This is a genomic window from Eikenella longinqua (genome assembly GCF_001648355.1).
Taxonomy (GTDB): Bacteria; Pseudomonadota; Gammaproteobacteria; order Burkholderiales; family Neisseriaceae; genus Eikenella; species Eikenella longinqua.
Genome location: NZ_LXSL01000022.1, coordinates 20,183 through 37,493, shown reverse-complemented (window position 1 = coordinate 37,493; position 17,311 = coordinate 20,183). Strand labels below are relative to the sequence as shown.

Below are 17,311 nucleotides of genomic sequence, written 5' to 3'. Positions count from 1 at the left end.
ATTGATTTTTTCCAAACGCCATGAAACGCAAACTCGCCCCCGCCCTCAGCGTCCTGCTTATCCTCGCCGCCTGCAGCAGCGAGCAGCCTGTGCAACCCGTGGACAGCCCGAAAATCACGCCCGAAGCCAGCCTGCCGCTCTCCGAAACCGGCTTCAGCCAAAACCCCCAAGTGCAGCGCTTTATCCGCCAGCAGGCTGCCGCCGGCGTGATGGGCGAGGCGCAGTTGCAGCAGTTTTTCGCGCAGTCGGTGTATAAGGGCAATATTATCAATATCATGAACCGCCCCGGCACTTCCCGCCCGTGGTATGAATTCCGCAGCGGCAATGCCGGCGCCGGCAAAATCAACGGCGGCCGCCGCTTCCACCAGCAATACCGCCAGGTGCTCAACCAAGTGGCGCGCGAATACGGTGTGCCGGCCGAAGTGCTGGTGGCGATTGTGGGCATCGAAACCAACTACGGCAGCAATATGGGCAGCTTCCGCCTGGCCGATTCCCTGCCCACCCTCGCCTTCGGCTACCCGCGCCGCAGCGAATTTTTCCAGCAGGAGCTGCACGAATTCCTGCTGATGGTCAAAGAAGAAGGCCGCGACCCCTTCGGCTTCACCGGCAGCTACGCCGGCGCCATGGGCATGCCGCAATTTATGCCCTCCAGCTACCGCAAATGGGCGGTGGACTACGACGGCGACGGCCAGCGCAACATTTGGGGCAGCGTGCCCGATGTGGCCGCTTCCGTGGCCAACTATCTGAAAGCCCACGGCTGGCAGCGCGGCGGCAGGATGATGGTGCCCGTGGCGCTCACGCCCACGCCCGAGCTTTCGGCGCTGATTGAAGAAAAAACCACGCTGAATAAAACCGTGGGCGAGCTGCGGCAGATGGGCGTGGTGCTGCTCGAAGACGTGCCCGACCACGAAAAGGCCGTGCTGTTCCGCCTGGAAACCGCGCCCGGCCAGTATGAATACTATATCGGCCTGAACAATTTCTACGCCGTTTGGCAATACAACCACAGCCGCCTGTATGTGAGCGCCGTGCGCGAGATCGCCAACGGCGTGGGTGGCGGCAAGCTGTAAGCATCCATACGCATCCATTCGGCGATAGGGCTACCTGAAAAAACAGCAACCGGTTTTCAGGTAGCCTTTCCTTTGGCGCAGCGCCGGGCGATTGCCTTATATAAGCGGATTAAATTGACCTTCGATACAAGGCGGCGAGCCGCAGATAGTACAAGAAGTACAGCAAGGCGAGCCAACGCCGTGGCGAAGGTTAAGTTAATTCGCCATATCCGGCGCCACGGCATATCGTTTCCATCCGGCACGGCTATCGGGGCTACCTGAAAAACCAATCAACTGTTTTCAGGTAGCCTTTTCCGCTACAATACGCCACTCACAATATCAGCAAGAAAGCCACACACCATGCCCAAAATCACCGTATTGCCGCACAGCGAGCTGTGCCCCGAAGGCAAAGTCATCGAAAACGCCCCCGAAGGTGAAAGCATTTGCAGCCTGCTGCTGGAAAACGGCATCGAAATCGAGCATGCCTGCGAGCAGTCCTGCGCCTGCACCACCTGCCACGTGATCGTGCGCCAAGGCTTCGACAGCCTGGAAGAGCCCAGCGAAATCGAAGAAGACCTGCTCGACCAAGCCTGGGGATTGGAAGCCGAATCGCGCCTCAGCTGCCAGGCCAAAGTGGCCGGCGAAGACCTCGTGGTGGAAATCCCCAAATACACCATCAACCACGCCCGCGAGCACCACTGATTTTCAGGTAGCCCATCATGAAATGGACCGACACCCAGCGCATCGCCGAAGAACTCTTCGACCGCCACCCCGATATCGACCCCCAAACCATCCGCTTCACCCAGCTGCGCCAGCTCATCCTCGAGCTGCCCGAATTCGACGACGACCCGCAGCGCAGCGGCGAACGCATCCTCGAAGCCGTGCAGCAGGCCTGGATCGACGAAGCCGAGTAAGCTGAAGCCATCACCACATTTCAGGTAGCCCGTATCCCGCACACAGGCTACCTGAAAAATTCATTCCGAAAGCCAAGCATGAAAATCGCCACCTGGAACGTCAACTCCCTCAAAGTGCGCCTGCCGCACGTAAGCGACTGGCTGCTGCAACAACAGCCCGACATCCTCTGCCTGCAAGAGCTCAAGCTCGACCAAGACCAATTCCCCCTCGCCGCCTTCGAGCTTTCCGGCTACCGCGCCGTGTGGAGCGGGCAGAAAACCTACAACGGCGTCGCCATCCTCAGCCGCGAAGCCGCCCAAGACGTACACACAGGCCTGCCCGCCCTGCCGAACGACCCGCAACGGCGCGTGATTGCCGCCACCATCGGCGGCGTGCGCGTGGTGAACGTATATTGCGTGAACGGCGAGGCCGTGGGGAGCGAAAAATTTGCCTATAAGCAGCAATGGTTTGCCGCGCTGGCCGAATTTTTGCGCGAAGAATTGGCGCGCTATCCCGAGCTGGTGTTGCTCGGCGATTTCAACATCGCCCCCGCCGATTTGGATGTGTACGACCCCGAAAAATGGCAGGGCAAAATCCTCTGCTCCGCCGAAGAGCGCGCCTGGTTTCAAACCCTGCTCGGCCTCGGCCTCACCGACAGCCTGCGCCACCTGCACCCCGCCGAACCGCTCTACACCTGGTGGGATTACCGCATGAACATGTTCCGCCGCAAGCTCGGCCTGCGCATCGACCACATCCTCGCCAGCCAAGCCCTGCTACCGCGCCTCGCCGCCGCCGGCGTGGACACCGCCCCGCGGGCGCTCGAACGCCCCAGCGACCACGCGCCGGTGTGGGCGGAGTTTGCCTAAGGCATTCTTTCTGCACTTAGAAAAGGCTACCTGAAAATTTAGCTGTGCGATTTTCTGCGCAGTTCGTTTTCAGGTAGCCTTTCATATCGAAACCCGAGAACGGGTAGATCGGGTTAAAAAACAATATGATCTAGGTCATTTCTATTGTGTCGGGTTACACCTTAAACGGCTAACTCAATCTACGCGTACTGTTTCTACGAGAAGAACACTCTTTGTGATATTAAAATTTTCCATTTTTATTCCTTCTCTTTAAAATTTACAAAATCAGTAATAAGATCATTTGCCAATTGGCTCTGTGGACAACTATCCATTTCATCTATCCAAAACTTTAAACCTTCAAAAGGGTTACCAACAGTTCCAGCCTGAACAGTAATATAATTGTACCGAAACAGCATGATTGGATTGTAGAAAATAACCGCGTTGTTTACACCACAGTTTGGGAAAAGTAAGCCTACAACACCTCAAACGGCGTATCGCCGTTCAAGCTGCGGTGCGGCTTACTGTAGGAAATCGTCGTGTTGTTTACACTTTTTCTACAGCAGGCTGCTTTTGTTTTTGCTTAAATGATTTTTGAGCAGCTATCCGTCATCATCAAGAACAAATCGGTTTTCCGTGTCTATCGACATTCTTGACAATGCCAGAGCTCAATCGGGTCTTCAAGCAAAAGCCGAAAGTGTAAACAACGCTGTTGATTTCCACATACAGCATCCCCTCTAGTTTCTAGATAGCCCTTTACCGCTGTTTATCACACTACTCCAAGAGACTCCAAGCTGCTGACACCCATCCCCCCGCAGCGTATAATCCCGCCGCAAACCGCAGTATCCATACCAAAAAACAAGCCGCAGCATAACGGCGCCAAAAAGGAACACCACCATGACGGAACCCGCAGCCAAAGCGCCCCAGCCCGCCCCAAAAGAGCAGGTGATTTTCCTGTATCAGGGTGCCAAGCGCATCCATCCCAAGCAGGCCAAAGGCCGCTTTGCCAACCTGCGCATCTTGGCCATCCTCGCCACCCAGTTCGTGTTTTACGTGATTCCCTGGTTCAACCTGCACGGCCGCCAAGCCGTGTGGTTTGACATTCCCGGGCGGCGTTTCCACATTTTCGCCTTCACCCTCGTGCCCAACGATTTAATCTACCTCACCGGCCTCTTGCTGCTCTCCGCCTTCGGCCTGTTTTGGTGGACCACCATTGCCGGGCGCCTGTGGTGCGGCTATGCCTGCCCGCAAACGGTATACACCGAAATCATGCTGTGGATCGACCGCCTGGTGGAAGGCGACCGCAACAAGCGCCTCAAGCTGGCCAAATCGCCGTGGAACTTCACCAAAATCCGCATCAAGCTCACCAAATACCTGCTGATTTTCGCCGTTTGCGCCTGGACAGGCATCACCTTTGCCGGCTGGTTCAGCCCCATCCGCGCGCTGGTGGCGCACATTTTCACGCTCAACTGGTCGGCTGTATCCGGCGCCGCGCTGATTGCGGCCGCGCTCTACGGCACCTTCACCTGGCTGTTTGCCCACATCATGCGAGAGCAGGTGTGCAAATACATGTGCCCCTACGCCCGCTTCCAAAGCGCCATGTTCGACCGCGACACGCTGATTATTTCCTACGACCCTGCCCGCGGCGAGCCGCGCGGCGCGCGCAAGAAAAACGTGAGCCGCGAAGACACCGAGCTGGGCGACTGCATCAACTGCACCATGTGCGTGCAGGTGTGCCCCGTGGGCATCGACATCCGCGACGGCCTGCAATACGAATGCATCGGCTGCGCGGCCTGCATCGATGCCTGCGACGAAATCATGGATAAAATGAACTACCTGCGCGGCCTCATCCGCTACACCACCGAAGGCGCGCTGGAAAAAGACTATCCGGAAAAACAAATTCCGCGCCGCATGCTGCGCCCGCGCGTGTTGGGCTACGGCGCGGTGCTGGCCGCAGTGGCCGTGGGCTTGGCGGTGGGCCTGCTGATGCGGCAGGAAGTACACATCGACATCGTGAAAGACCGCGGCGTGATGGTGCGCCAAAACCAAGACGGCTGGCTGGAAAACGCCTACAACCTGCGTATCACCAACGCCAGCGAACAGCCGCAAATCCTCACCGCCAGCGTATCCGGCCTGGAAGACATCAAAATTACCGGCCTGCCTGCCGAAGGCCTGCGCATCAGCGGCAGCGACAGCATCACCATCCCCGTTCAGGTGGCCGTGATTCCCGACTACGCCGAAAAAGGCAGCAACCCCATCGTGTTCACCTTCCACTATGCCGCCGAAGGCAAACCTGCTGCCGAAGCCGCCACCATCAACGCCAAAAGCACATTCATCGGAGAGTAAACCCAATGAGCAACCACCGCCCGCCCCGCCCCGGCAGCACGCCGGCCAAACCGTGGTATAAACACCCTTGGCCGTGGCTGCTGATGGCCGGGCCCGCCATCGTGGTGGTGGCCGGCTTCTACACCTATTATCTGGCCGCCCACCGCAACAACCCCTCGCTGGTTACCGACGACTACTACCGTGAAGGCAAAAACATCGCCCTGCAAATGGAGCGCGACGAAAAAGCCGAGCGCCGCCAAATCCGCGCCGATGTGTTGGTGAGCCCCGACAACAGCCGCGCCAAAATCCTGCTCAGCGGCCAAATCAACCCCGACACCCCGCTCAAACTCGTCTGGCTGCACCCCGCACGCGACCAATACGACCAAACCGTGGAAATGCAGCGCCAAGGCAGTGCCGCAAGCGCCGCCAATCGGGTAGAATACGCGGCAGTTTTCCAGCCGCTGCGCCCCACCGACCATTGGTATGTGCGCGTGGAAGACGGCTCCGGCAAATGGCGCGTGCAGGGCGTTTGGCATCCCCAAAACGGCCACAGCCTGAGCCTGATCCCGCAGCGGCAGCCGGTGGCGCCCAATCCGCCTGCCGCCGAAAAATAGCGGCGCGGGGCGTTACCAACCTCGCCCCGCCGGATTTTCAGGTAGCCTTTAAGCCTGGCAAAACCATGTTTCAACTGTTTGGCGGCCGGTATTTTTCAGGTAGCCTTTGCCTTTTCAGGTAGCCCCAGGTTTCCCCTCTTTATCTTCTCATCATAAGGACTCCCCACATGGACGACATGATCAAACAAGCCGCCCTCGATTTCCACCAATATCCCCAGCCGGGCAAAATTCAGGTAGCCCCCACCAAGGCGCTGGCCACGCAATACGACCTCTCCCTGGCCTATTCCCCCGGTGTGGCCGCCCCCTGCATGGAAATCCACGCCAACCCGCAAGATTCCTACAAATACACCGCCCGCGGCAACCTGGTGGCCGTAATCTCCAACGGCACCGCCGTGCTCGGCTTGGGCAACATCGGCGCCGAGGCCAGCAAGCCGGTGATGGAAGGCAAAGGCGTGCTGTTTAAGAAATTTGCCGGCATCGACGTGTTCGACATCGAAATCAACGAAACTGACCCCGAAAAACTGGTGGGAATCATCGCTTCCCTAGAGCCCACCTTCGGCGGCATCAACCTGGAAGACATCAAAGCGCCGGAATGCTTCTATATTGAGAAAAAACTGCGCGAACGCTGCAAAATCCCCGTATTCCACGACGACCAGCACGGCACCGCCATCATCACCGCCGCCGCCATCCTCAACGGCCTGCGCGTGGTCAATAAAGACATCGGCCAAGTGCGCCTGGTGTGCTCCGGCGCCGGCGCCGCCGCCATCGCCTGCCTCGATTTGCTCGTGGCCCTGGGCATGAAGCGCGAAAACATCACCGTGTGCGATTCCAAAGGTGTCATCTACCAAACCCGCGCCGACCGCGACCGCATGGACGAAAGCAAAGTGCGCTACGCCATCGCCGACAACGGCTGGCGCGCCCTGGGCGACGCCGTGCCCGGCGCCGACATCTTCCTCGGCCTCTCCGGCCCCAATGTGCTGAGCACCGATATGCTCAAACAGATGGCCGCCTCGCCCATCGTGCTGGCCATGGCCAACCCGCAGCCGGAAATCTGGCCGCCGGAAGCCAAAGCCGCCCGCCCCGATGTAATCATCGGCACCGGCCGTTCCGACTTCCCGAACCAAGTGAACAACGTGCTCTGCTTCCCCTTCATCTTCCGCGGCGCGCTGGATGTGGGCGCCACCACCATCAACGAAGAAATGAAGCTGGCCGCCGTGCGTGCCATCGCCGATTTGGCCATGGCCGAGCAGAACGACAAAGTGGCCACCGCCTATATGGGCGCCGAGCTGAAATTCGGCCCCGAATACCTGATTCCCAAGCCCTTCGACCCGCGCCTGATTGCCCGCGTGGCGCCCGCCGTGGCCAAAGCCGCCATGGATTCCGGCATCGCCACCCGCCCGATTGCCGATTTCGCCGCCTATGAAGAGAAGCTGAACGAATTTGTGTATAAATCCGGCCTGTTTATGAAGCCGATTTTCGCCCAGGCGCGCACCGAGCTCAAACGCGTGGTGCTGGCCGAAGGCGAAGACGAACGCGTGCTGCACGCCACCCAGCAGATTGTGGCCGGCAAGCTCGCCTCCCCCATCCTGATCGGCCGCCCCAACGTGATCGAAGAGCGCATCCAGAAAATGGGGCTCACCATCCGCCCGGGCACCGATTTTGAAATTGTAAACAACGAAAACGACCCGCGCTATAAAGAATATTGGCAGGAATACTACCGCCTCCAGCAGCGCAACGGCATCACCCCCGATCTGGCCAAACGCCGCGTGATTTCCAACACCACCCTCATCGGCTCGCTGATGCTGGAGCTCGGCCACGCCGACGCCATGGTGTGCGGCACCGTCGGCCATTTCCAGCACCACCTCGGCATCATCTCCAACGTGGTCGGCTACAACAACCCGCAGCACACCGCCTGCGCCATGAACGCCCTGATTTTCAGCGGCCACAACCTCTTCATCGCCGACACCTATGTAAACGCCAACCCCAGCGCCGAGCAGATTGCGCAGAGCACCCTGATGTGCGCCGAAGAAATCAAACGCTTCGGCATTACTCCCAAAGTGGCGCTGCTCTCGCATTCCAACTTCGGCTCCGTGCCCTCCGAAAGCGCCAGCAAAATGCGCCGCGCCCTTGAGCTCATCCGCGAAGCCAACCCGCAGCTGGAAATCGACGGCGAGATGCAAGGCGATGCCGCCCTGGTGGAAAGCCTGCGCCAGCAGAGCCTGGCCGAATCCACCCTCAAAGGCGCCGCCAACCTCCTGGTGATGCCCAACGTGGAAGCCGCCAACATCAGCTGCAACCTGCTGCGCGTCGCCACCCCCGAAGGCGTTACCATCGGCCCAATCCTCCTGGGCATGAAGAAACCGGTACACATCGTGAACCAGTTCGCCTCCGTGCGCCGCTTAGTCAACATGGTGGCGCTCGCCGCCGTGGATGCACAGCGCCAAGGCTAAGCCGCTGAATCCATAACAGCCAAAAGGCTACCTGAAAACCGAAACCCCGTTTTCAGGTAGCCTTTATTAACGGCCGAAGCAGCCAAACGAATTTATCCAAAATATATCGGATCAAGACAGCTTCAGCTATAATCCCGTCCCAAACCACATACCCATCCCGCCGCCGGAGCAGACAATGAACAACTTTGAACAAGCCCGCTTCAATATGGTCGAGCAGCAAATCCGCCCGTGGAACGTGCTCGATTTCGACATCCTCGACGTATTGGCCGAGCTGCCGCGCGAACAATTCGTTTCCCCCGAGCAGCAGCCCTACGCCTATGCCGACGCCCACCTGCCCCTGCCCAACGGCGGCGCCATGCTCGAGCCCAAAATCGTCGCCCGCCTGATTCAAGGCCTCAAGCTGGGCAAAGACGACACCGTGCTCGAAATCGGCACCGGCTCCGGCTACGCCACCGCCATCCTCGCCAAACTCGCCGGCCGCGTCATCACCGTTGACACCGACGAAGCCCAGCAGAAAAAAGCCCGCGCCGTGCTCGAACGCCTCGGCATCACCAACATCGAATACCGCACCGGCGACGGCCTGGCCAACCCGCCCATCGCCACCGTCAGCGCCATCTACGTGGGCGGCTCCTGCCCCGTGATGCCCGAAACCTTGCGCAACAAATTAACAGCCGGCGGCCGCATGGCCGTCATCGTCGGCCAAGAGCCCGTGATGCGCGCCCTGCTCGTGCGCCGCAGCAGCGAAGGCTTCGAACAAAGCGTATTGTTCGACACCGTTGCCCCCGCCCTGAGCAGCCCCGCAGTAAACACGCCCTCCGCATTCCGTTTCTAAAATTTTCAGGTAGCCCCACTCAGCGCAAAAAGGCTACCTGAAAAACAAAAAAGCAGCCAAACGGCTGCTTTTTCAAAGAAACTGGCGCACCCAACAGGGATCGAACCTGTGACCTTCAGCTTCGGAAACTGACACTCTATCCAACTGAGCTATGGGTGCGAAGCGCGTAAGAGTAACGCAAAACCGCCGCAAAGGCAAAAAATTTTGTCGCCTCGGGGCGGCACACCGGCACAGAATATAAATTTGCAATTGGAAGCACCTGCCAAATTCAGTATAATTTGGCAAAATATTACAAACCGCTTAACAAACCGCTACGCGGCACATCCCGCCGGGTACGGTTGTCTCCAATAACTACCAAAACAGCGAGGCTCCCGCCATGAACACCACCACCGCCAGCATCAGAGGCTCCGCCGCCGTTACCTTTATCGGCGGCTTAGCCGTTTTGCTGATTGTTTTATTCCTACTGGTCAAACTGGCCACCACCGGCTATTCCAGCGAAGTGGCCGACATGGCACCCAGCGCCGTGGAAACCCGCATCCAGCCCGTCGGCCGCCTGCAAATGGGCGACGGCACCCCCGTGGGCGAGCGCGAAGGCGTGCAGGTTTTCAACAAAGTCTGCATCCAGTGCCACGGCGCCGACGTGAATGTCGCCTTCGCCCCCAAAATCACCCACAACGCCGAGTGGACCGCACGCATCGCCAAAGGCTTCGACACCCTCGTGAACCACGCCGTGAACGGCTTCAACGGCCCCGACGGCGGCCAAATGCCCGCACGCGGCGGCGACACCACCCTCACCGACGACGAAGTGGCCCGCGCCGTGGCCTATATGGCCAACCAATCCGGCGGCAACTTCACCGCCCCCGCCGTGCAGAAAGGCGATGCCGCCGCTTCTGGCGCCTCCGCCCCCGCCGGCCAGAGCGCAGCCGCCAACGGCGAAGCCGTGTTCAACAAACTGTGCATCGCCTGCCACGCCGCCAATTCCGCCTTCCCCAACTCGCCCAAAATCACCCACAACGACGACTGGGCGCCCCGCCTGGCACAAGGCCGCGCCACCCTGGTGCAGCACGCCATCCAAGGCTTCAAAACCATGCCCGCCCGCGGCGGCGATGCCAACCTGAGCGATGCCGACGTGGAAGCCGCTGTGGTGTATATGGCCAACCAATCCGGCGGCAAACTGTAAGCCATCCCGCCCATATAAAAGGCTACCTGAAAACGAGCAACGCAAGTTTCTGCGAAGCAAAATTTTCAGGTAGCCTTTATTTCGTATCAGTCAGGAAGCCGCACTACCCCGCCGCCTTCAAAAATTCCACCATCCTGCGCTCAAACGCCCGCACAGCCCGCTGGTCGGCACGCGGCGCCGTGCACAGCTGCGCTTCGCGGTAGCCGTTTAACGGCCGGCAGCGCACGCCGTTCAGCTTCTCCCAGCCGATATAGGCCTGCAAGCCGCGCCGGTTCAGCAGAAAATAGCCGCTCGGCGCCGTGCTCGGGCGGCTGTCGCCTTCCACATACAGCCCCTCCCAAATATTGCCTTCCAGATTTTCCAGCCGGTAGCGCTCAATCAGCGCACGGTCGGACGCGCGCGGCGCCGTTTTCAGCAGTTGCGCCGTTTCGCCGCGCAAGCTCTGTATCTGCTGCGCCGAACCGTATTGCTGAGCCGAAGCCAGGCCGCCGCAAGCGAGCAGCATCATAGCCAACATCATCTTTTTCATCGTTTTTCTCCCAATTTATCACGGATATTCCGCAGAGTGAGCAACCACAGGCAGTCTAGCATTCGCCCCGGTAACAGGCTACCTGAAAAACATACTTCCTTGCCCTCCGGCAATATTTTCCGCTGTGCTTTTTTCAGGTAGCCTTTTCCCGGCCTCCCGCCAGAATGTGTGCTTAAAACGACGAACCCGGCTGCTGCAAAAATTCCTGCTCCTCAGCCGTGCTCTGCCGCCCGAGCACGGCGTTGCGGTGCGGATAGCGCCCGAAGCGCTCGATGATTGCCTGATGCTTGATTTCAAAATCCAGCGCATATTCATTGGTGTAGCGCGTAAATAGCGCCACCGCCTGCCGGTGGATGGCGCGGCTTTCGCTGTGCATCAGCGGCATCAGCATAAAGTGCCGCTCCTCCTGCCGCATCTCGGCAAAGCCCGGCTGGCGCACGGCTTCCTGCGCCAGCGCCACGGCCATATTGTCTTGCGCGAAAGCCAGCGGGCTGTGGCGGTGCAGGTTGCGCGAGAATTGGTCGAGCACGATGATTTCCGCCAGCCGGCCGCGCAGGGTACCGCGCCAGGCATCCAGCTCCGACTGTGCCGCCTGCGCCCACACTTCGGCAAAACGCTCGCAGATCTGCCGGTCGAAATCCTCTCTCTTGGCAAACCAAAACGGCTGGTTCTCCTCGGCAAACCAAAATGCCAACACATCTTCGGGGCGGACAGCCATCGCACTTCCTTTCTTAATTCGGTTCAATAAGATAAAGGCTACCTGAAAAAGCTGCGGAAGTTTTTCAGGTAGCCTTTGGCAAACATTTCATGCAAAGCAATCAGTGCTTCATAATCAGCAGATAGTAAAACAGCTGCATAATCAATACGGTGAGCGCCACCAGCGAGGCCAGCGTCCAGTTGAATTCGCTGTGGGTGGCGGCAGCACCGCCGCCGGATGCGGCAGGGGCGGGCGCGGGGGCGTTGTCGGCAGCGGGCTGGTCGATCACGGCGGGCAGCTTGGCGGCGGCGGTGGGCAGGTGCAGCGCGCCGCCTTCGCGGCCGGATACCAGGTTGAACACGAGGCTTTCGGCCTGGATGTGGATATTTTGCGTTTGGCCGTTGCCGGCGGCAGCCGATTGCGCGCTTTTGAGCAGGGTGTCGATGCTGGGCAGCACGGCGGGAGGCGGCGGGGCGGCGGCGGAACGTTGCAGCAGGGCTTCGATGGCGGAGGCGTCGGTATTGACGGCGGCGGAGGCGGCTTCGTCGGCATAAAGCTTGAACGGCATGGCCTGGCCGGTGTCGTTGTCGAGCGCCATGCGCTGGCGGCGCAGGCGGCTGTCGATTTCGTCGAGCTCGGCGGCCACGGCGTTTTTCTGCGACGGGGCGCGCTCTTCTTCGGCTTCATGCCGGGCGGCCAGGTCGGCAGATTGCTGCTTGAGGCGGGCGAGCTTTTCGCGCAGCGGCATTTTGGCGTGGATGAGGTCTTCTTTCAGGATGCCTTCATCGGCCGGCGCGGCGGCGGGCTGGACTTTGGGCTTGCGCGCCACGGTAAAGGCATGCCGGCACTGGCTGCATTGCACCCGGCCGTTGGCCGCCTGCAAATCGGCTACGGCATAGTGGTTCTCCGCGCGGCAGCGGGGGCAATTGAGTTTCACGGTTTTCATGTGTTCGGCATTCCAATACTGATGCTTCGGCCGCTATTTTAAGAAAATTAATGCGCTTTTACCATTTTCAGGTAGCCTCTTGGCGGCTAACTGTCGGTTTTTTGTATATTTTGGGGCGGCCGAAGGGCTGATCGGGCGTTTACCCGGCTTTACGCACGCCGGTGAGCCGCACCCAGCCGCCCTCTTCTGCCGCGGGCTGCATGTCGAACCATTCGCTGTAAATGCCGCCCAATTCCTGCGCCTGTTCGGCCAGGATGCCGGAGAGCACGATGCGCCCGCCGGCCTTGGTGCGCGCGGCCAGCATGCCGCCCAGCAGGCGCAGCGGGTTAGCCAAAATATTGGCCACCACCACGTCGTATTGCTGCGTTTTGGGCAGGTCGTCGGGCAGGAAGAAGCGGGCGGCGGCTTCGTTTTGCCGGGCGTTGCTGCGGCTGGCGACAATGGCTTGTTCGTCGATGTCCACGCCGTCGGCAGCGGCGGCGCCGAGCTTGAGCGCGGCAATGGTCAGAATGCCGGAGCCGCAGCCGTAGTCGAGCACGCGGTCGGCGGCTTGGATGTTTTCATCCAGCCATTGCAGGCACAGGCGGGTGGTGGGGTGGCTACCGGTGCCGAAGGCGAGGCCGGGGTCGAGCCTCAGGTTTACGGCGGATTGGTCGGCAATGTCGTGCCAGGTGGGCACAATCCACAGCCGACCGGAAATGCGGATGGGGTCGAACTGCGATTGCGTGAGCCGCACCCAATCCTGCTCCGGCAGCTGCTCGATATGGTATTCCGGCACATCCAGCCGGCATTCGGCGGCGGCGGCAGACACGGCGGCGGCCACGTTGGCGCGTTCGTCAAACAGGGCAATCACGCGGCTGCGCTGCCAGATTTGGCCGGTTTCCTCGCCCGGCTCGCCGAAAATGGCCTGTTCTTCATCCGTGCCGGCGTAGGCGTCTTCAATCGCGGCAGACAGCGCGCCGGCGGCCATCAGCGCATCGGAAAACTGCTCGGCATGCGCGGCGTTTACCGGAATACTGGCTTGTTGATAAGGCATAATCGCAACTCTTTCAAACGGTAAGGGCGCGTATTGTATAGCAAGCCGCCGCCTATCCGCCAGCCGGGGCTGTGCCTGCCTGCGCGCGGGCAGGCTACCTGAAAAATCCCGGCCCTCATTTTTCAGGTAGCCTCTTAATGATGGATGAAAATAAGAATGGGACAAAGCGGCAGGCCAACGCCGCAACGTTCTTATCCCAATTCACGATATTTGGAGCAATCCGCTATTTGCCGATACAATGCCCACTTCCAAAGGCTACCTGAAAAACACACCATGTCCCGCCCCTTCCAGCTCTTCAACCTCCCCCTCCAGTTCGACCTCGACCCCGCCGCACTCGAACACACCTACCGCCAGCTCGCCGCCCGCTTCCACCCCGACAAAACCGCCACCGCCTCCGCCTTCGAGCAGAAACAAGCCGTGATGATGGCCGCCGCCGTAAACGAAGCCTACCGCCAGCTCAGCCAGCCGCTGGAACGCGCCGTTCTGCTGCTGCAAGCGCGAGGCATCCAGGCCGACTCCGAAGAACGCACCGCCTTCGACCCCGAATTCCTCATGCAGCAGATGGAATGGCGCGAAGAGCTGGCCGACGCCCGCGCCGAAGCCTCTGCCGAACGCCTTGCCGCGCTGGATACGCAAGTGGCCGCCGAAGAAACGCAGCTGCTGGCCAAACTCAGCGCCGCCTTCCGGCAGGAAAACTATGCCCAAGCCGCCGAACTCGTGCCGCAAGGCCGCTTCCTCGCCAAACTGCGGCAAGAAATCCGCGCCGCTTTGTAAACACCAGTGCAAGGCTACCTGAAAACCATCGCCGCAATGTGATGCCACTAAATTTTCAGGTAGCCTGCACTCATCTTTCCACCAAATAAGGAAAACCATAATGGACAACCCGCAATTCAACCGATACGCCCCGCCGCGCATTAGTAACGAGCCAGACTCCACAGCCCACAATGACTACCTGGCCGAGCCGCAGGCCGTGCCGGCCGGCAATGCCAAAGCATGGATTGGCGATGCTTGGCGCTTGTTCAAGCTGCGCCCGGGCAAGCTCATCGGCGCCGCGCTGTTGGTTGGCGCCATCAATATCGGCTTGAGCATGCTGCCATATATCGGCGGCCTGTTGCAGTCGGCCTTCGCCATCTTTGTCGTTGCCGGCTTTTCATTTATTGCCCAACAATTGGAAGAAGAAGGTGATTTCGACTTCGGCCAGATTTTCATCGGCTTTCAGGAAAACACCAAAGCGCTGCTGACTATCGGCGCAATCGGCGCGGTAGTGGCTTTGATTAGCAACCTTCTCTTAGTAGCCTTGCTGGTCGGGCAAGCAGGCGATGTCAGCAGTGCCGCCAATCTAGATATGGATGAGGCGCAAATTATGTCTGCCGGCCTTTCCGTGATAGCGCTGTCCTTGCTGTTAGGCATCATTTATTCCGCCTTCACCTTCCTCGCCCCAGCCTTGATTATCTTGGAAAACGAAACACCCAAACGCTCCATACTGCTGAGCTGGCAAGGTTTCAGCCGCAATATCGTCGGCGCGGCATTATGCGGCCTGATGTCGATGTTATTGATGATTGCCGGCGCAATCCCCCTGCTGCTCGGCCTGCTGGTGGTGATGCCCACATTGATGATGGTGCCTTATACCGTGTATCGCGATTTATTCTTCAAATAATGGCTAAAGGCTACCTGAAAATTTTCAGGCAGCCTTCTTATCGCCCGCCCATGCTAAAATCCGCCATCTTTTCCCACCCCAACCCCGAGGCCATCCCATGACCACCCGCCCCGATATCCGCGCCGCCACCTTCGACCTCGACGGCACCCTAGTCGATTCCCTCGCCGACCTCGCCGCCGCCGCCAACGAAGCCCGCCGCAGCGAAAACCTGCCCCTGCTCGAAGAAAAGCAAATGATGTCCTACGTGGGCGACGGCGTGGGCACCCTCGTGCACCGCGCCCTCACCGCCGACCCCAACGGCCAAGCCCCCGACGACGTGTGGCAGCGCGCCTTCGCCGTGTTTGCCCAACACTATTCCGAACACCTCGACCGCCACACCTACATCTACCCCGAAGTGCAAACCGGCCTCCAGCTCCTCAAAACCCTCGGCCTGCCGCTGGCCGTGGTCACCAACAAACGCGAAGCCTGGGCTGCCGAGCTGCTGCGCCGCCTCGGCCTGGCCGACCTCTTCAGCCTCATCGTGGGCGGCGACACCCTGCCCCAGCGCAAGCCCGATGCCGAGCCCCTGCTGCACGCCGCCGCAGTATTGGGCGTGAAGCCGGAAAACATGGCCATGGTGGGCGATTCGCGCAACGACATCCTCGCCGCCAAAGCAGCCGGCTGCTTTGTCATCGGCGTGCGCTACGGCTATGCCGACATGGACAAACTGGCCGAAGACCCCGCCACCCGAGCCGACTGGATCGTTTCCACCCTGCCCGAAATCTACGACCGCCTGCGTGCCGATGAGCGCCGTTAAATCCCTGCGCAGCCGCGCCCTCGCCCTGCTCTCGCGGCGCGAAATGTCGCAGGCCGAGCTGCGGCGCAAGCTCGCCCCCTACGCCGAAGACCCCGCCGAAATCGACGCGCTGCTGCAAGAATTCGCCGATCGCAATTGGCAATCCGACCAGCGCTACGCCGAAAGCTATGTATACAGCAAAGGCAGCCGCTACGGCCGCCTGCGCCTCGCCCAAGGCCTGCAACAGCAAAACCTCGATAGCGGCCTCATCGAAGCCGCCCTGCCCAGCCTCGACAACGAACGCGCCACCGCCCGCGCCGTGCTGCGCAAAAAGTTCAAACAGCCGCCCGCCGATTTTGCTGAGCAGCAACGCGCCGCCCGCTTCCTCGCCTACCGCGGCTTCGACAGCGACACCATCCGCCACGCCCTCGACCACGCCTGGCAGGAAGAAGACGAAGAGCAGGCAGAATAACAGGCTGCCTGAAAACACAAATTTCAGCGGAATGAAAACAGCGTTTCCGAAGAAACCTGCGCCTTAGCTGCATCAAACATCATTTTTCAGGTAGCCTGCAATCCATTCAATCCTTCCAATCAAACCAAGTTCAGGCTACCTGAGAACGACGTTGCCGAAGGCAGCGAAGTTTCTGCGAAGCTAAAACGAAGTTGCCGAAAATGGCAGAGTTTTCAGGTAGCCCACACCCCAACACCACACCATGCCCCACCCCGCCACCTTCCTCAACTTCGCCGCCACCGCCCCCGAGCCCGAAAGCTTCCGCCAGCGCCGCCTCATCTGGCAACCGCTCCGCAGCCATTTCACCCCCGCCGCCGTACTCGTCGGCTTCGTACCCGCCGAGCAAGGCAGCGGCATCCTCCTCACCCTGCGCAGCAGCAGCCTGCGCGACCACGGCAACCAAATCTCCTTCCCCGGCGGCCAAATCGACCCCGCCGACGCCGGCCACACCGCCGCCGCCCTGCGTGAAACCCAAGAAGAGCTCGGCATCCCGCCCGGCATCTGGCAAATCCACGGCAGCCTCCCGCCCAGCTACCTGCCCAGCGGCTACCAAGTTACCCCCGTACTCGCCACCGCCCGCCGGCAGCCCGCCTGCCGCCCCAACCCGCAAGAAGTGGCCGAAGCCTTCATCGTGCCGAACAGCCTCGCCCTCAACCCCGCCGCCTACCGCCTCGAAACCTACCAACACCAAGGCCTCAGCGCCGTCATGCCCGTGCTGCAATACCATCACCGCACCATCTGGGGCGCCACCGCCGCCATCCTCTACCGCCTCGCCCACATCCATGCCGATTACTGCCAAACCAGCTGAACACCCCAAATCTCAGGCTACCTGGAAACAAAAACCCGCTTAAAACACAAGCAAAAGCCACCTTCCCAAACCGCCGACACATCAGCCATCCTGCTAAAACCATTTTTCAGGTAGCCCCAACACCCCAAAGGCTACCTGAAAACCCGCTGCCAATACTTTTCAGGTAGCC

General features: G+C 60.1%; 18 protein-coding genes, 1 tRNA gene and 1 pseudogene. 14 read left to right on the top strand and 6 right to left on the bottom strand.

Annotated features, from left to right (window positions below; translation table 11 throughout):
- Window positions 1-20: 20 nt before the first annotated feature.
- The 4 genes from mltB to xth all read left to right on the top strand — a co-directional run bounded on the left by mltB (window position 21) and on the right by xth (window position 2,806).
- Window positions 21-1,067 (top strand): lytic murein transglycosylase B, encoded by a 1,047-nt coding sequence (mltB, locus tag A7P95_RS06630; protein WP_067592983.1) that lies wholly within the window; start codon window positions 21-23, stop codon window positions 1,065-1,067.
- A 339-nt stretch (window positions 1,068-1,406) separates the two neighbouring features.
- Window positions 1,407-1,748 (top strand): ISC system 2Fe-2S type ferredoxin, encoded by a 342-nt coding sequence (gene fdx / locus A7P95_RS06625; protein ID WP_067592979.1) that lies wholly within the window; start codon window positions 1,407-1,409, stop codon window positions 1,746-1,748.
- Window positions 1,749-1,765: 17 nt separating this feature from the next.
- Window positions 1,766-1,960, top strand: coding sequence for a Fe-S cluster assembly protein IscX (gene iscX / locus A7P95_RS06620; protein ID WP_067592976.1), 195 nt, complete (start codon window positions 1,766-1,768; stop codon window positions 1,958-1,960).
- A 78-nt stretch (window positions 1,961-2,038) separates the two neighbouring features.
- A complete protein-coding gene (gene xth, locus A7P95_RS06615; RefSeq protein WP_067592973.1) occupies window positions 2,039-2,806 on the top strand; it encodes an exodeoxyribonuclease III in 768 nt (255 codons plus the stop codon).
- 404 nt (window positions 2,807-3,210) lie between these two features.
- Here xth and A7P95_RS12495 read toward each other — a convergent pair.
- A pseudogene (locus A7P95_RS12495) lies at window positions 3,211-3,305 on the bottom strand (IS481 family transposase); the annotation flags it as partial.
- 374 nt (window positions 3,306-3,679) lie between these two features.
- Here A7P95_RS12495 and ccoG point away from each other — a divergent pair.
- The 4 genes from ccoG to A7P95_RS06595 all read left to right on the top strand — a co-directional run bounded on the left by ccoG (window position 3,680) and on the right by A7P95_RS06595 (window position 9,003).
- Window positions 3,680-5,128 (top strand): cytochrome c oxidase accessory protein CcoG, encoded by a 1,449-nt coding sequence (gene ccoG, locus A7P95_RS06610; RefSeq protein WP_067592970.1) that lies wholly within the window; start codon window positions 3,680-3,682, stop codon window positions 5,126-5,128.
- A gap of 5 nt (window positions 5,129-5,133) precedes the next feature.
- A complete protein-coding gene (locus A7P95_RS06605; protein WP_067592967.1) occupies window positions 5,134-5,721 on the top strand; it encodes a FixH family protein in 588 nt (195 codons plus the stop codon).
- Window positions 5,722-5,888: 167 nt separating this feature from the next.
- Window positions 5,889-8,171, top strand: a complete 2,283-nt coding sequence (locus A7P95_RS06600) for an NADP-dependent malic enzyme (protein WP_067592964.1) — start codon at window positions 5,889-5,891, stop codon at window positions 8,169-8,171.
- 175 nt (window positions 8,172-8,346) lie between these two features.
- A complete protein-coding gene (locus tag A7P95_RS06595) occupies window positions 8,347-9,003 on the top strand; it encodes a protein-L-isoaspartate O-methyltransferase family protein (RefSeq protein ID WP_067592961.1) in 657 nt (218 codons plus the stop codon).
- 82 nt (window positions 9,004-9,085) lie between these two features.
- Here the strand turns inward: A7P95_RS06595 and A7P95_RS06590 are convergent.
- Window positions 9,086-9,162 (bottom strand) — tRNA-Arg (locus tag A7P95_RS06590).
- Window positions 9,163-9,379: 217 nt separating this feature from the next.
- Between A7P95_RS06590 and A7P95_RS06585 the strand changes: the two genes are divergently transcribed.
- Window positions 9,380-10,183 carry a c-type cytochrome gene (locus tag A7P95_RS06585; protein WP_067592958.1) on the top strand — a complete coding sequence of 268 codons (804 nt, stop codon included), beginning with the start codon at window positions 9,380-9,382 and terminating at the stop codon, window positions 10,181-10,183.
- A gap of 103 nt (window positions 10,184-10,286) precedes the next feature.
- Here the strand turns inward: A7P95_RS06585 and A7P95_RS06580 are convergent, their stop codons facing one another.
- The 4 genes from A7P95_RS06580 to prmA form a co-directional block, all read right to left on the bottom strand.
- Entirely contained in the window at window positions 10,287-10,703 is a 417-nt protein-coding gene (locus A7P95_RS06580; protein WP_179945908.1) for a hypothetical protein, read from the bottom strand.
- Between the two features lie 181 nt (window positions 10,704-10,884).
- Window positions 10,885-11,430, bottom strand: a complete 546-nt coding sequence (locus tag A7P95_RS06575; protein WP_067592951.1) for a DUF924 family protein — start codon at window positions 11,428-11,430, stop codon at window positions 10,885-10,887.
- A gap of 100 nt (window positions 11,431-11,530) precedes the next feature.
- Window positions 11,531-12,355 (bottom strand): MJ0042-type zinc finger domain-containing protein, encoded by an 825-nt coding sequence (locus A7P95_RS06570; protein ID WP_067592949.1) that lies wholly within the window; start codon window positions 12,353-12,355, stop codon window positions 11,531-11,533.
- A gap of 139 nt (window positions 12,356-12,494) precedes the next feature.
- Window positions 12,495-13,391: a 50S ribosomal protein L11 methyltransferase gene (prmA, locus tag A7P95_RS06565; protein ID WP_067592946.1), complete on the bottom strand. Its 897-nt coding sequence runs from the start codon at window positions 13,389-13,391 to the stop codon at window positions 12,495-12,497.
- 273 nt (window positions 13,392-13,664) lie between these two features.
- Between prmA and hscB the strand changes: the two genes are divergently transcribed.
- From hscB to A7P95_RS06540, 5 genes are all read left to right on the top strand, one after another.
- Complete coding sequence (gene hscB / locus A7P95_RS06560; RefSeq protein ID WP_067592943.1) at window positions 13,665-14,165, top strand: Fe-S protein assembly co-chaperone HscB; 501 nt, start codon at window positions 13,665-13,667, stop codon at window positions 14,163-14,165.
- 100 nt (window positions 14,166-14,265) lie between these two features.
- On the top strand, window positions 14,266-15,048 hold the full coding sequence (locus A7P95_RS06555) for a BPSS1780 family membrane protein (protein WP_067592941.1): 783 nt from the start codon (window positions 14,266-14,268) through the stop codon (window positions 15,046-15,048).
- A gap of 97 nt (window positions 15,049-15,145) precedes the next feature.
- The gene (locus A7P95_RS06550; protein WP_067592938.1) at window positions 15,146-15,844 is read left to right on the top strand and encodes a phosphoglycolate phosphatase; all 699 of its coding nucleotides are present in this window, start codon (window positions 15,146-15,148) and stop codon (window positions 15,842-15,844) included.
- On the top strand, window positions 15,831-16,295 hold the full coding sequence (recX, locus tag A7P95_RS06545) for a recombination regulator RecX (protein WP_067592934.1): 465 nt from the start codon (window positions 15,831-15,833) through the stop codon (window positions 16,293-16,295). Before A7P95_RS06550 ends, recX begins: the two co-directional genes overlap by 14 nt.
- Window positions 16,296-16,536: 241 nt before the next feature.
- Window positions 16,537-17,142 (top strand): NUDIX hydrolase, encoded by a 606-nt coding sequence (locus A7P95_RS06540; protein ID WP_067592931.1) that lies wholly within the window; start codon window positions 16,537-16,539, stop codon window positions 17,140-17,142.
- Window positions 17,143-17,311 lie beyond the last annotated feature (169 nt).

Bases quoted from the DNA above. Each gene is read 5' to 3' on its own strand.
- mltB (WP_067592983.1), top strand. From the start codon at position 21: ATGAAACGCAAACTCGCCCCCGCCCTCAGCGTCCTGCTTATCCTCGCC.
- fdx (WP_067592979.1), top strand. From the start codon at position 1,407: ATGCCCAAAATCACCGTATTGCCGCACAGCGAGCTGTGCCCCGAAGGC.
- iscX (WP_067592976.1), top strand. From the start codon at position 1,766: ATGAAATGGACCGACACCCAGCGCATCGCCGAAGAACTCTTCGACCGC.
- xth (WP_067592973.1), top strand. From the start codon at position 2,039: ATGAAAATCGCCACCTGGAACGTCAACTCCCTCAAAGTGCGCCTGCCG.
- ccoG (WP_067592970.1), top strand. From the start codon at position 3,680: ATGACGGAACCCGCAGCCAAAGCGCCCCAGCCCGCCCCAAAAGAGCAG.
- A7P95_RS06605 (WP_067592967.1), top strand. From the start codon at position 5,134: ATGAGCAACCACCGCCCGCCCCGCCCCGGCAGCACGCCGGCCAAACCG.
- A7P95_RS06600 (WP_067592964.1), top strand. From the start codon at position 5,889: ATGGACGACATGATCAAACAAGCCGCCCTCGATTTCCACCAATATCCC.
- A7P95_RS06595 (WP_067592961.1), top strand. From the start codon at position 8,347: ATGAACAACTTTGAACAAGCCCGCTTCAATATGGTCGAGCAGCAAATC.
- A7P95_RS06585 (WP_067592958.1), top strand. From the start codon at position 9,380: ATGAACACCACCACCGCCAGCATCAGAGGCTCCGCCGCCGTTACCTTT.
- A7P95_RS06580 (WP_179945908.1), bottom strand. From the start codon at position 10,703: ATGATGTTGGCTATGATGCTGCTCGCTTGCGGCGGCCTGGCTTCGGCT.
- A7P95_RS06575 (WP_067592951.1), bottom strand. From the start codon at position 11,430: ATGGCTGTCCGCCCCGAAGATGTGTTGGCATTTTGGTTTGCCGAGGAG.
- A7P95_RS06570 (WP_067592949.1), bottom strand. From the start codon at position 12,355: ATGAAAACCGTGAAACTCAATTGCCCCCGCTGCCGCGCGGAGAACCAC.
- prmA (WP_067592946.1), bottom strand. From the start codon at position 13,391: ATGCCTTATCAACAAGCCAGTATTCCGGTAAACGCCGCGCATGCCGAG.
- hscB (WP_067592943.1), top strand. From the start codon at position 13,665: ATGTCCCGCCCCTTCCAGCTCTTCAACCTCCCCCTCCAGTTCGACCTC.
- A7P95_RS06555 (WP_067592941.1), top strand. From the start codon at position 14,266: ATGGACAACCCGCAATTCAACCGATACGCCCCGCCGCGCATTAGTAAC.
- A7P95_RS06550 (WP_067592938.1), top strand. From the start codon at position 15,146: ATGACCACCCGCCCCGATATCCGCGCCGCCACCTTCGACCTCGACGGC.
- recX (WP_067592934.1), top strand. From the start codon at position 15,831: ATGAGCGCCGTTAAATCCCTGCGCAGCCGCGCCCTCGCCCTGCTCTCG.
- A7P95_RS06540 (WP_067592931.1), top strand. From the start codon at position 16,537: ATGCCCCACCCCGCCACCTTCCTCAACTTCGCCGCCACCGCCCCCGAG.